Annotated in this window: 10 protein-coding genes; 1 reads left to right on the top strand and 9 read right to left on the bottom strand. The window is 74.1% G+C overall.

Annotation, left to right across the window (positions count from 1 at the left end; translation table 11 throughout):
* From ABEA93_RS35795 to hppD, 3 genes are all read right to left on the bottom strand, one after another.
* Positions 1-460: DUF2510 domain-containing protein (locus ABEA93_RS35795; protein ID WP_345680108.1), on the bottom strand; the 460-nt coding region annotated here is incomplete at its 3' end.
* Positions 461-592: 132 nt separating this feature from the next.
* Positions 593-1,987 carry an FAD-binding oxidoreductase gene (locus ABEA93_RS35790; RefSeq protein WP_345680107.1) on the bottom strand — a complete coding sequence of 465 codons (1,395 nt, stop codon included), beginning with the start codon at positions 1,985-1,987 and terminating at the stop codon, positions 593-595.
* A gap of 156 nt (positions 1,988-2,143) precedes the next feature.
* The gene (gene hppD, locus ABEA93_RS35785) at positions 2,144-3,274 is read right to left on the bottom strand and encodes a 4-hydroxyphenylpyruvate dioxygenase (protein ID WP_345680106.1); all 1,131 of its coding nucleotides are present in this window, start codon (positions 3,272-3,274) and stop codon (positions 2,144-2,146) included.
* A 205-nt stretch (positions 3,275-3,479) separates the two neighbouring features.
* Here hppD and ABEA93_RS35780 point away from each other — a divergent pair, with 205 nt between their 5' ends.
* Complete coding sequence (locus tag ABEA93_RS35780; RefSeq protein WP_345680105.1) at positions 3,480-3,983, top strand: Lrp/AsnC family transcriptional regulator; 504 nt, start codon at positions 3,480-3,482, stop codon at positions 3,981-3,983.
* Positions 3,984-4,033: 50 nt separating this feature from the next.
* On the opposite strand, the gene ABEA93_RS35775 is transcribed toward ABEA93_RS35780, so the two are convergent.
* From ABEA93_RS35775 to ABEA93_RS35750, 6 genes are all read right to left on the bottom strand, one after another.
* Positions 4,034-4,804 (bottom strand): YlbL family protein, encoded by a 771-nt coding sequence (locus tag ABEA93_RS35775; protein WP_345680104.1) that lies wholly within the window; start codon positions 4,802-4,804, stop codon positions 4,034-4,036.
* A gap of 94 nt (positions 4,805-4,898) precedes the next feature.
* Complete coding sequence (locus ABEA93_RS35770) at positions 4,899-5,615, bottom strand: IclR family transcriptional regulator (protein ID WP_345680103.1); 717 nt, start codon at positions 5,613-5,615, stop codon at positions 4,899-4,901.
* A 472-nt stretch (positions 5,616-6,087) separates the two neighbouring features.
* Complete coding sequence (locus ABEA93_RS35765) at positions 6,088-7,869, bottom strand: DEAD/DEAH box helicase (protein WP_345680102.1); 1,782 nt, start codon at positions 7,867-7,869, stop codon at positions 6,088-6,090.
* A 220-nt stretch (positions 7,870-8,089) separates the two neighbouring features.
* Positions 8,090-10,285 carry a xanthine dehydrogenase family protein molybdopterin-binding subunit gene (locus tag ABEA93_RS35760; RefSeq protein WP_345680101.1) on the bottom strand — a complete coding sequence of 732 codons (2,196 nt, stop codon included), beginning with the start codon at positions 10,283-10,285 and terminating at the stop codon, positions 8,090-8,092.
* On the bottom strand, positions 10,282-11,922 hold the full coding sequence (locus ABEA93_RS35755) for a 2Fe-2S iron-sulfur cluster-binding protein (RefSeq protein ID WP_345680100.1): 1,641 nt from the start codon (positions 11,920-11,922) through the stop codon (positions 10,282-10,284). The genes ABEA93_RS35760 and ABEA93_RS35755 overlap by 4 nt, the downstream gene beginning before the upstream one ends.
* 23 nt (positions 11,923-11,945) lie before the next feature.
* Positions 11,946-12,761 (bottom strand): FAD binding domain-containing protein, encoded by an 816-nt coding sequence (locus ABEA93_RS35750; protein ID WP_425585225.1) that lies wholly within the window; start codon positions 12,759-12,761, stop codon positions 11,946-11,948.
* Positions 12,762-12,825 lie beyond the last annotated feature (64 nt).

The following is a 12,825-nucleotide window of genomic DNA, read 5'->3' as shown; positions in this document are numbered from 1 at the left end:
GACCGGGGATCGTCGCCGCCGCGCCCGCCCGGCCGCGCCCCCGTGCGGCGGCCCGCGATCCGGGCCGGGCCGGGCGCGCGGCGGTGGCGGTCCGGGCCCGGCCGACGGTTTCCACGGCGGTATCGGCGGAGGCTTCCGTACCCTCCGTGCCCAGGCCCGCGGCCGCTGCTTCGGCGGCCTCCATCTCGGCGGCGAGCACTTCCCCCATGGTCACCGCCTCGGCGGCGATCACCTCGCCCGCGATGACCTGGCCCGGCCATGCCTCGGCGGCTTCGGCGCCGCCTTCCGGGACGCCGGGCGCGGTGCCGTCGGCGTAGGCCTCGGGCCCGGGCTGCTCGTACTCCCCGGCCGGGCGGACCGAGTCGGGGACCCATGCGGTGCCGTCCCAGTAGCGGACGTAGCCCGGGGACTCGGGGTCGGCGTACCAGCCGGGCGCGGGCGTCGAGGTGTTCCAGGACATGCCCCAGAGTGTGCCGCACGACCACCCGGTCGCACCCGCCCGGCCGAACCGACGGCGTCTTCCGGCCATCCGCCGGCGGTCTCCGGGACTCCCCCGCCCCGGCGCTCGGCCGTTGGTCCTCCGCTGTCGGCCCTAGCCCTCCGCCGCGACGACCTTCCCCGGGTTCATGATCCCCAGCGGGTCGAAAGCCGCCTTCACCGCGCGGTGCACCCGCACCCCGACCGGTCCCAGCTCGCGGGCCAGCCAGTCGCGCTTGAGCGTGCCGACGCCGTGTTCGCCGGTGATGGTCCCGCCCAGTTCCAGGCCGAGCGCCATGATCGCGTCGAAAGCGGCGCCCGCGCGCTCGGTCGCCGCCGTGTCGGCGGCGTCGAAGATGACGATCGGATGGGTGTTGCCGTCCCCCGCGTGTGCGCACACCCCGATGACCGTGTCGTGCCGCTCGGCGATCCGGGCGACACCGTCGAGCATGTCGGCCAGGCGGGAACGCGGCACCGCGACGTCGTCGATCATGCTGGAGCCGAGCCGTTCCAGCGCGGGCAGCGCGAGGCGGCGTGCGGTGAGGAACATCGCCGAGTCGTCCGCGTCGTCGGCGGCCAGCACTTCGAAGGCGCCGGCTTCCGTGCACAGTTCGGCGATGGCGGCGAGCTCCGGCCGGGGGTCGGGGGTGTCGACGGCGACCAACAGCAGGGCCTCGGTCCGCTCGGGCAGCCCCATGTTGGCCAGGTCGTTGACGGCGCGGACCGTGGTGGCGTCCATGAGTTCCATCAGCGACGGCACGTGCCCGGCCGCGGTGATCGCCGCCACCGCCCGCCCGACCGCCGTCGTACTGGCGAACTGCGCGACCACGACCAGCGCGGGCGGCGGTGTCGGGCGCAGCGCGAGCGTCGCGCGGACGACCACGCCGAGGGTGCCTTCGGCGCCGACGAACAGCCGGGTGAGGTCGTAACCCGCGACGCCCTTGGCGGTGCGGCGCCCGGTGCGCAGGAGTTCCCCGTCGGGGAGCACGACGTCCAGGCCGAGCACGTATTCGGCGGTGACGCCGTATTTGACGCAGCACAGCCCGCCCGCGCCGGTGCCGATGTTGCCGCCGATCGTGCAGGTCTCCCAGCTGGACGGGTCCGGCGGGTAGACGAGGCCGAACTCCCCGGCCGCCTTGGACAGATCCGCGTTGACCACGCCGGGCTCGACGACGGCGACGCGGTCGACCGGGTCGATCTCCAGGATCCGGTTCATCCGGACCAGCGACAGCAGGATGCAGCCGTCGACGGCGCTCGCGCCGCCGGACAGCCCGGTGCGCGCCCCCTGCGGCACGACGGGCACCCGCAGCCGGGTCGCGACCCGCATGACGTGCTGCACCTGCTCGACGGTGTCCGGCAGCACCACCGCGGCCGGCCGCCCGGCGGGGCACAGGCCGGCCATGTCGTGGGCGTAGGACGCGGCGACGTCGGGGTCGGTGACCAGCGCGCGTTCGGGCAGTCCGGCGCGCAGCTCCGCGGCGAGGCCGGCCGGGTCGGGGTGGGTGCTCATGGCCGCAGAGTAACGCCGCGATTCGGACGTACGTACAACAGCCCGGGCGCGGCAACGCCCCCGGTCCACGTCGTTGGGGACCGGGGGCGAAGCCGTCGAGCCGGCGGAGAGTCGGAAAGGGCCGGAAGGCCCGGAGGGACGGGAAGCCGCGGCGGCTCAGAGGTTGCCGCGCGCCTCCTGCTCGCGCTCGATCGCCTCGAACAACGCCTTGAAGTTGCCGAGCCCGAAGCCCTGCGACCCGTGCCGTTCGATGATCTCGAAGAACACCGTCGGCCGGTCCTGCACGGGCTTGGTGAAGATCTGGAGCAGGTAGCCGTCCTCGTCGCGGTCGGCGAGGATCTTCAGCTCGCGCAGCGTCTCGACCGGGACACGGGTCTCGCCGACCCACTGGCCGAGCGTGTCGTAGTACGAGTCCGGGGTGTTGAGGAACTCGACGCCCGCGTCGCGCATGGCGCGGACGGTGCGGACGATGTCGTCGGTGGCGAGCGCGATGTGCTGGACGCCGGGGCCGCGGTAGAACTCGAGGTACTCGTCGATCTGCGACTTCTTCTTCGCGATCGCGGGCTCGTTGATCGGGAACTTCACCTTGCGGGTGCCGTCCGCGACGACCTTCGACATGAGCGCGGAGTACTCGGTGGCGATGTCGCCGCCGACGAACTCGCGCATGTTCGTGAAGCCCATGACGCGCTGGTAGAACTCGACCCAGGCGTCCATCTTGCCGAGTTCGACGTTGCCGACGCAGTGGTCGATGGAGGTGATCCACGGCTTCGCGGGCGCCGGGGCGAGGGGGCCGCGGGCGGCGTAGCCGGGCAGGTAGGGGCCCGCGTAGTCGTGCCGGTCGACCAGCGAGTGGCGGGTCTGGCCGTACGTGGCGATCGCGGAGCGCACCACGGTGCCGTGGTCGTCGCGCATGTCCGCGGGCTCGTCGAGGCCGGTCGCGCCGTGGCCGGTGGTGTACGCGTAGCCGGCCCGCGCGTCGGGCACCGCGATGGCCAAGTCGACGACGCCGTCCCCGTGCTCGGCGATGTGCGCGGCGAGCGGGTGGTCGGGGTGCAGCGGCGAGGTGACGACGAACCGGGCCTCGCCGGATTCGAGCACGTAGGACACGGTGTCGCGGTTGCCGGTCTCCGGGCCGGAGTAGGCGGTGCAGCGGAACCCGAAAGCGGTCGAGTACCAGTGCGCCGCCTGGCGGGCGTTGCCGACGGCGAACACGACCGCGTCCATGCCGAGGACGGGGAAGGGGTCCTGCGCCGTCTCTGCGTCGGAGCGGTGCAGCATCTCGGTCATGACGGCTCCCGGAGGGGTGGGGGGCGGGTGTCGGCGACGAGGTCGACGTCTCTCCGCAGGGTCGCCCCGTCCGGCAGGTTGCGCAACAGGTGCTGATTCCCCTGGGCAATCTGTACAGTCGATCCGGGCGCGCAACCGGGTGAATGTACAGCCTGACCAGCCCGCGCGCCCGCCGTGGACACCGCCCGCGCACCCTGGAGCCGCCGTGCCGATCGATCGTCTGGACGCCGCGTTGATCCGTTTGCTGGACGAGGAGCCGCGGCTGGGGGTGCTGGAGTGCTCGCGGCGGCTCGGCGTGGCGCGCGGCACGGTGCAGGCGCGGCTCGACCGGCTGCACGCGCGGGGCGTGGTGCGCGGGTTCGGTCCGCATCTGGATCCGGCGGCGCTCGGCTTCGCGGTGACGGCGTTCGCGACGCTGGAGATCCGGCAGGGCCGGGGGCCGGACGTACGGGCGCATCTCGCGTCGATTCCGGAGGTGCTGGAGCTGCACACGATCACCGGGCGCGGGGACATGCTGTGCCGGCTGGTGGCGCGGTCGAACGCGGACCTGCAGCGGGTGATCGACCACGTGGTGGAGTTCGACGGGATCCTGCGCGCGTCGACGGCGATCGCGCTGGAGAACCCGGTGCCGTACCGGGTGCTGCCGCTGGTCGCGGCGGCGGTCGGCGACCCGTCCGAGCCGGAGCCGGACGAGCACCCCGACCGCTGAGCGGATCCGGTCGGGCCAGGCCGGGTCTGGTCAGGTCAGGTCAGGTCAGGTCAGCAGGACGGGACCTTGCCGCCGTTCTGCAGGGCCATCAGCGCGTCGACGGCCTGCGGCAGGGTTTCCACCGGGACGAGGCGCAGTCCGCCGGGGGCGGCGGCCTTGGCCTTCTTGCACTCTTCCTTGGGCAGCAGGAACACGGTCGCGAGGCTCTTCTTGGCGCCCTTGGTCTTCATCTCGATGCCGCCGATGGGGCCGACCTTGCCGGTGTCGTCGATGGTGCCGGTCCCGGCGATGATCTGGCCCCCCGTGAGGTTCCGGGTGCCGAGCATGTCGACGATGCCGAGGGAGAACATCAGGCCGGCGCTGGGGCCGCCGATCTCGCCCGCGTTCAGCTTGACCTTGACCTGGTTCGGGTCGAGCTTGAGGTAGTTCAGGGCCGCGACGGCCGCATGGTCCTGCGACTCCGTCATGTCCTGGGTGTTCTGCTGAATGATCTGCGCCTTGGACTTGCCCTCGGGGTAGACCGACTTCTTGGGCACGACGGCTTCGTTGCCGTCGAACCAGGCGTCGAGAAGCCCGCTCAGGTGGTGCTCGGTGTCCGGGTCGTCGGCGCGGATCGTGGTGAGCAGCAGTTGGCCCTCGGTGGGCTGCGGGGTGGCCCCGGTGATCTGGATGACCGGCGCTCCGGCCGCATCCTTGCCCAGCGTGTCCACCGTCTCGCCCGGGCTGATGACCGTGAACGGAAGCGGCGCGGTGAAGCCGAAGACGCCGAGGATCACGATCAGCAGCAGCGAGAGGGCGAGGGTGCGCTTGGAACGGGCCACCCCGGAATTAAACCAGTGCGTCCGGGCGGGGCGGGCCGCCGCCCGCGGGTCCCCACCGCAGGGGTAGGCGGGGGTCTACGGGGCGGGCGGGCGGCTATCCGGCGCGGACCACGGTCTCCGGCACGGCCTCGTCGTCGCGCTGGACGGGCAGCCGCGGGCCGCCGCCGAGCGTCTCGGCGAGTTCCAGCGCGGCTTCGGCGACGCGGGGGCCGAAGCGTTCGCTGTCGAGTTCGCTGAAGGACAGCACGCCGACGCTCGCCTCGACGCCGGCCAGGGCCGGGACGGCCGCGGCGATGCCGGGGGCCGAGCGGTGCCCGTCGCCGGCGACGTGCACGTACGGCACGGCCGGGTCGAGTCCGGCGCGGACCCGGCGGGCGGTCAGGATGGCCTGCCCGGCCGCGCCCTGTTCGAGCGGGTGGCGCGAGCCGACCCGGTAGGCGACGTGGTAATCGGTCCAGGTGGGTTCGGCCACCGCGACGGCGAGCGCGTCGAGGCCGTCCACGATGGTCAAGTGCGCCGTCGCACCGGTCTCTTCGGCGAGCCGGCGCAGGCACGGCACGGCCGCGTCGCGCACCAGCGGGTGGGCGCGTCGGGCCAGTTGCAGGGCGCCCAGGCCGAGCCGGGTCCGGCCGCCCGCGTCGCGACGGATCAGCCCGTGCTGCTCGAGGGTGGCCAGGATGCGGTACACGACGGTACGGTTCACGCCGAGTGCGGCCGATATCTCCGGCACCGTCAGCCCTTCCGGGGCATCGGCCAGTTGTTCGAGGACCTTGAGTCCTCGGTCCAGGGTCTGTGATGTCTCCGCGGCCACGAGAAGCCTCCCTTGCACGCGTGCGTTGCATTCCCGGGAATCACCAAAGGCCCGGGTCCCCACTGGCGCGACTCCGGGCGCGGCCGTGTGGCGGACGCCGGGGTCACGATGCTGCTGCGCGGCGCCAGGTCGTGGTTGCGCGGTCAACTCGTCTTGCCGGCCGGGTAGGCCCGGACGGACTGTCGGACGCACAAGGGCTCTTGTCCCTGGCGCGACTGATGTCAATCACGGTAATCAGAGGCCCGGCCCCAGGTAAGCGAGTTTCCGGAATGTGGACGGATTCCGCGGGGGATCTGTGCACCAAGTCCCGCTAAATACGGACAAACTTCCCAGAAGTCTGCGCAGTGACACGTGCCTCAGCCGAAGTTGATCTCATGATGCGGACCCCTCGGTGTCCGCCTGGCGCGTACCTACCGTCCGGTAGGCGGGGCACTTGTCCCGGTTCGCTCCCGACGGACCGTCAGGAGCCGTGTCAACGTGCCGAGGTCGCCCACTGCTGGATCTTGGCGATCCGGTCCTGGAGCTGCCCCGCCGACGCCTGCGCGGTCGGCGGCCCGCCGCATACCCGGCGCAGCTCGTTGTGGATGACGCCATGGGGCTGGCCGCTGCGGTGGTGCCACGCGGCCACCAAAGTGTTCAGCTCCTTGCGCAGCCCGGAGAGCTGACGGTGCGTCACCACCGGTCGCTGGGCGGCTGTCTTCTCCGACAGGTCGGCCTCGGCATCGGGCTTCTTGCGGCTGCGGGCGATCTGCTTGGCCTGCCGGTTCTGCAGCAGCATCTGCACCTGGTCGGGCTCCAGGAGGCCGGGGATGCCCAGGTACTCCTCTTCCTCTTCGCTGCCGGTGTGCGCCTGGAGGCCGAACTCGGCGCCGTCGTAGAGCACGCGGTCGAACCGCGCCTCGCTCTCCAGCGCCTCGAAGGAGAACTGCTCCTGCTCGCCGGGGGTGTCCTTCTCCTGGTTGGCCTGCGCGAGCAGCGCGTCCTCGGTGTCGTAGAGGCCCTCGCCCTTCTTCTGCTTGTCGAGGACGTGGTCGCGCTCTTTCTCCATCTCGTTCGCGTGCTGGAGCAGCGTCGGGACGGACGGCAGGAACACCGACGCGACCTCGCCGCGACGCCGCACCCGGACGAAGCGCCCGACGGCCTGCGCGAAGAACAGCGGCGTGGAGATCGTGGTGGCGAACACGCCGACCGCCAGACGCGGCACGTCGACGCCCTCGGACACCATGCGGACCGCGACCATCCAGCGCGAGTCGCCCTCGCTGAACTCCTCGATCTTCTTCGACGCGCCGACGTCGTCGGACAGCACTATGGTCGCGCCGGTGCCGGTGATCTCGCGGATCATCTTCGCGTAGGCGCGCGCCGACTCGTGGTCGGTCGCGATCACCAGCGCACCCGCGTCCGGCACCGCCTTGCGGACTTCGGTCAGCCGCTTGTCCGCGGCGCGCAGCACCTGCGGCATCCACGACCCGTGCGGGTCGAGGGCGGTGCGCCACGCCTGGTTGATGGCGTCCTTCGTCATCGGCTCGCCGAGGCTGGCCGCGACCTCGTCGCCGGACTTGGTGCGCCAGCGCATCTCGCCCGAGTAGGACATGAAGATGACCGGGCGCACGACGTGGTCGGCGAGGGCATGGGCGTAGCCGTACGTGTAGTCGGCCGCGCTGCGGCGGATCCCGTCCGAGCCCTCGACGTAGCTGACGAACGGGATCGGGTTGGTGTCGGACCGGAACGGCGTCCCGGTGAGCGCCAGCCGCCGGGTGGCCGGCTCGAACGCCTCGAACACCGCGTCGCCCCACGACTTGCTGTCGCCCGCGTGGTGGATCTCGTCGAGGATGACCAGCGTCTTGCGGTTCTCCACGCGGCGCCGGTGCAGCATCGGGTGGACGCCCACCCCCGCGTAGGTGACCGCCACGCCGTGGAACTCGCGGTTGGCGGGACCGGACGAGCCCGAGTAGTTGGGGTCGATCCGGATCCCTATCCGCGCCGCCGCCTCGGCCCACTGCTTCTTCAGGTGCTCGGTCGGCGCGACGATGGTGATCTGCTGGACTATGTGCCGCTGCAGGAGTTCGCTGGCGATCCGCAGCGCGAACGTGGTCTTGCCGGCGCCCGGCGTGGCGACCGCGAGGAAGTCCCGGGGGTGCCGGTCCAGGTATTCGTCCAGAGCGCCCTGCTGCCAAGCGCGCAGCTTGCCTGCGGTGCCCCAGGGGGCGCGGGCGGGGAAGGCCGGGGACAGGTGGGACGCGGCTGAAGTACTCACTGCGGGACAAGCGCTCCGGGGTCGCACGAAGGTACGGACGGACGGGTGCCGGGGGTCGATCGGACAGGCCCTGCCCGGCACGGACGGGAACGGCTCAGGCTACCCGAGCCCCTTCCGCAGGCCGCGCAACGACGCGGTTGAGCCGGGCTCTTGGCGCCTCGCCCGGGCGTGCCGGGCGGTGCGCCGGATCACCGCAAAAGCCGTCGTGGGTCACTGTCGGTCACCGCCGGGCGGCGACGTCGCGCGGCCGCAGCGGCAGGCTCGGCAGGTCCAGTCCGGTCGCGTCGCGCACCGCCGCGGCCACCGCCGCGGGAACCGGCACCACGGCCGCGTCGGCGAGCCCCTTGGCGCCCATCGGGATGCCGGGCTGCGGTTCCTCGTGCCACGCGGCGACGCGCACCGGCGGGACGTCCAGCGCGGTCGGCTGGGCCCACGCGATGGGCCCGTGCAGCCGCGCGGCGTCCAAGTCCTCGACGAGCGCCATGCCGATGCCCATCGCCACCGAGCCCTCGACGCGGGCGAGCGCCAGCACCGGGTCCAGGACCTTGCCCGCGTCGTAGGCGCCGGTCACGTCGACGACCTGCACCGCCCCGGTCTCCGGGTCCACGTCGGCGACCACCCGGCACGCCGCGAACGCCACCACCGGATACGCGTCGCCCTGCCCGGCGTCGTCGAGCGGCTCGGTGTGCCGTGCACGGGCCGCGCCCGCGGTCGCGGCGATCTCCTGGCCCTCGGTCATCACCTCGGCGGGCAGGTCGACCAGGCCGTCGTAGGACACCAGGCGGCCGCCGCGCACGTCCAGCAGCGCCGCCGTCATGCCGTAGCGGGCGGCGATCGGCGCGAGAAGCCGGGCCCGGATGTCCCGGCACGCCTGGTCGACCGCCCCCGCGGTCAGCATGGTGTGCCGCCCCACCCCGGCCGGGCCCGCGCTCGGCATCGCGGTGCCCGCGGGCAGCACGATCGCGTCGGCGATGCCCAGCACGTCGGCGACGATCCGCCGGACCAGCGCGGTGAACCCCTGCCCGGCCTCGACCGCCGCGCACGTCACCGTCACCACGCCGTGGTCGAGGCGCACCGTCGCGGTCGACGACTCGTCGGCGCCCTCGATGCCCAGCAGCGGCACCAGGCCCACCGCGAAGCCGGTGCCGCGGCGCAGCCCGGGCGCCGGTTCGCTTTCCGGCGCCGGGTGTTCCGCCACCGCACGCAGCAACTCCCCGGCCGGAGCCGGGCCGTCCAGGACCTGGCCGGTGGTCAGCATGGTGCCGGTGCTCAGCGCGTTGCGCAGCCGCAGTTCGACCGGGTCCATGCCGAGCGCGGCGGCGAGCTTGTCCATCTGCGCCTCGTACGCGAAGCACACCTGCGTCGCGCCCGGCCCGCGCATCGTCCCGGCCGGCGGATTGTTGGTGCGCACCGCCCACACGTCCACGGCCGCGTGCAGCACCATGTACGGCCCGGTGGCGCACCCGGCCAACCGGCCCACGACTTCGGGGGACGTGGTGGCGTACGCGCCGCCGTCCAGCAGGATTTCCGCCTCGACCGCGAGCAACCGCCCGTTGCTGTCCGCCCGGTGCGTGTACTTCAGCCGCGCCGCGTGCCGGTGCCCGCCGCCGGTCAGCGCGTCCGCGCGGTCGGCGACGATCTTGACCGCCCGCCCGGTGCGCGCGGCGAGCCACGCGGCGACCGCGAGCATCCCGGCCTCCTCGCGGGTGCCGGACGATCCGCCGACCCCCGCGGGCACCACGCGCAGCGTGCCGGACGCGAAGCCGAGGCACTGCGCGACCTGGTCGCGGTCGGCGTGCGGCCACGGCGACGCGGTGTGCAGTTCGATGCCGCCGTCCGCGCACGGCAGCGCGAGGACGGCGTCGGTCGCCGGGTTGAGCTGATCCTGCGCGGCGATGTCGTAGAGGCCCTCGACGACGACCTCTTCGACCGGCGAACCGTCCGGGCGCCGCTGCACGGGCCGCCCGTGGCGCAGCGCGACATGCCGGAACAGGTTGCCGTCCGGATGCAACGGGGCGCTGGCGAAGGCGTGTTCGGGGTCGAGGCGGGCGTCCAGCGGCTCGTACTCGACCTCGACGGCTTCGGCGCCGCGCAGCGCGGCCATGCGCGTCTCGGCACACACCGCCGCGACGGCTTCGCCCGTGAACCGCACGACGTCCGAGGCCAGCACGGGCCGGTCGACGACGACCGGGCCGTGGAACGCCTCGGCCGGCAGGTCCGCGGCGGTCACCACGGTCGTGACGCCGGGCACGGCGAGCGCCGCCGAGGTGTCGATGCCGGTGATCCGCGCGTGCGGATGCGGCGACCGGACGAGCACACACCACTGCATGCCGGGCACCCACAGGTCGGCGGTGTATGCGAACCGCCCCTGGGTCTGCGCCTGCGCGTCGGGCGGCTCGGCGATCAGGCGCGTCACCGTCCGTCCTCCGCCCCGGCGGGCGCGAACGCGGACGCGTCCGGGGGGATTTCGTGATCGGCATCGGGCGGCGTCGCGGCCGCCGCGGCACACACCCCGGCCACCATCCGGTTCGGGCCGACGCAGCGGCACGGGTGCCCGGCCAGGGCCCGGCGCACGGTCGCCTCGTCGGGCCGGGGTATGCGGGCAAGGAGCGCGTGGGCGCTGACCACCACGCCGGGGATGCAGTAGCCGCACTGGACGGCGCCCTGCTCGATCAGCCCCTGCCGGATCGCGGCCGGCCCGGGTCCGACGAGCCCTTCGACGGTGGTCACCTCGCGCATGCCGAGCGTCGCCGCGGACACCAGGCACGCGGCGGCCGGGGCCCCGTCGACGAGCACCGTGCAGGCCCCGCACACGCCTTGCCCGCAGCCGTCCTTCGCGCCGGAGAGGCCGAGGCGGTCGCGCAGGACGGTGAGGAGGCTGTCGCCGATCCATCCGTCGGCGACGTACTGCAGGGCTCCGTTGACGTTCAGGGTGTACGACACGACCGGCTCGGCCGGCGGCAACGCCGCCGCACCGGCCCCGAACGTGCCGGGCATGGCCGGGACATCGGCGGGCGCCGCCGGAGCCAGGTGCACCATCGGCGACGGGCCGAGGGGCTCGGCTGCGGGCATCGGGCCGGTCAGGGGATCCGCGGGCGGCGGCACGGCGGCCGAAGCGTCGGGCGGCAGCGCGGCGAGGTCGGGCCCGAACCCGGCCTCCAGGTCCGCGAACGACGGCGGGGCGCTCTGTACTTCGGGCATCTCCCCGACGACCGCGCCGGAGCCGAACTCCGCACCGCTCCCGAACCCGTCGGCACCGCCGAACGTCCCCGACGGGAGGCCGCCGAAGTCCGTGTCGCCGATGCTCACCGCGTGGAAGTACCCGGACGGGGGATGCAGTTCGGCACTCGCGCCGGGGTCCGGCAGGTCGCCGCCGATCTGCGGCAGGGTCAGCGTGGTCTCCAGCGCCCCGGGGTCGAACCCGCCCGGCGCCGGGTATCCGGCGTGGGGCTGCGCCTCGGGGCCTGTCGCGTACGGATCCGGTATCGGCGCCGCGTACAGCGGCCCGGCATCCTCCGGCGCTTCTCCGGCGTCGCCCGCCACAAAAGGCCGCCACGACGACGTCCCGTCGGCCGGGAACCCGTGATCGGCGCCGAAGCCCGGCGACCCCGGCGGCGGTTCCGCCGCCGGGACGAACGCGTGGAAGAACCCGGACGGCGGAGTCTCCTCGGCATAACCCCCCGGATAGCCCCCGGGGCCCACGCCCTCCGGCGCGGGCATCCCGCCCGCAAACCCGCCGTCGCCCATCCCGGGCGCGGCCATCGTGTCGTAGAACCCCGACGGGGGCGGCTCGCTCGCCGGCATCCCGCCGTAGTCGCCCGCGTACTCGTTGCCCCCCGGCGGCGTGTGGCGGCCGGCGGTCCCGCCGTCGCCGCCGCGGGATCCGCCCCGGCCTCCGCCGCCGTCCACCGCGGACAGGTCCACCGCGTAGAAGAACCCGGACGCGCCCGCGTCCAGGCCCGGCACGGCGCTCGCCGAGCCTGGCGGGGCCGCGGCCGACCCGTCCCCGGGTATCGCCCACGAACCCGCCGTCTCGTCCGGCTCCCCCGTCATGCCTCGTTCCCCGTCCGCCGTCGTCATGGCGCCCACACCCGTTCGGCGGCGCGGCCGACCAGCGCCGCCACCACCCGGGCCTCGTGGGCGCGCGCCGCCCGCGAGCCGTCGCCGGGCGACAGGCCCTCGGCGACGAGCGCGCCGAACCGGGCCGCGTCGTCCCGGTCCACGAGCCGCCCGGTCCCCGGGTCGATCCGCCCGGCCAGCCACGCCTCGGCACGCAGCGCACGCTCCGCGCCCGGGCGGATGCCGCCCACGGCACACCGCACCGCCCCCGTGCGCGCGTCGGCCACCAGCGCGACCGTGGCGTGGAACCCGGTCGAGATGCGCGCCTTCGCGAACTCCTGCGGGCCCTGCGCGACCGGCACCCGTACTCCCGTGATCAGCTCCCCCGGCCGCAGCTGCGCACCCGGCCGGGCGTCGCACACGAACTCCCGCATGCCGCCCGCCGACGCCACGATCACCGTGGCCTCCAGCGCGGCCAGCACCGGCACCGCGTCCGCTTCCCGGGTGCGCGAGGCCAGGTTGCCGCCGAGGGTCGCCATCATGCGGATCTGCGGGGTGCCGAGGCGGCGCGCGGCGGCGGCCAGCGCGGGCGCGACCGCGGCCAGGTCCGGGCCCGCCAGGCGGGCCCAGGTCAGGCCGGAGCCGATGACGGCCGTGGCACCGTCGTACTGCCAGGCGCGCAGCTCGGCGAGTCCGGACAGGCCGACGAGCGCACGGGGCCGCAGCATCCCGGCGTTGACGCGCGGCATCAGGTCGGTGCCGCCGGCCACCGGAAGGGCGGCGGGCTCGCGGGCCAGCGCGTCCACGGCCTCGCGCAGCGACAGCGGCAGCATGATCGCTTCGTTCACAGCGGCACCACGCTACTGCGCCGGACGGGCGGCGGGGGCCCGGGATCGC

The sequence above is a fragment of the Yinghuangia aomiensis genome, from assembly GCF_039542225.1.
In the GTDB taxonomy this organism is placed as follows: domain Bacteria; phylum Actinomycetota; class Actinomycetes; order Streptomycetales; family Streptomycetaceae; genus Yinghuangia; species Yinghuangia aomiensis.
Note: the sequence above shows the minus strand (reverse complement) of the source record. Positions and strands in the feature narration are given on the sequence as shown.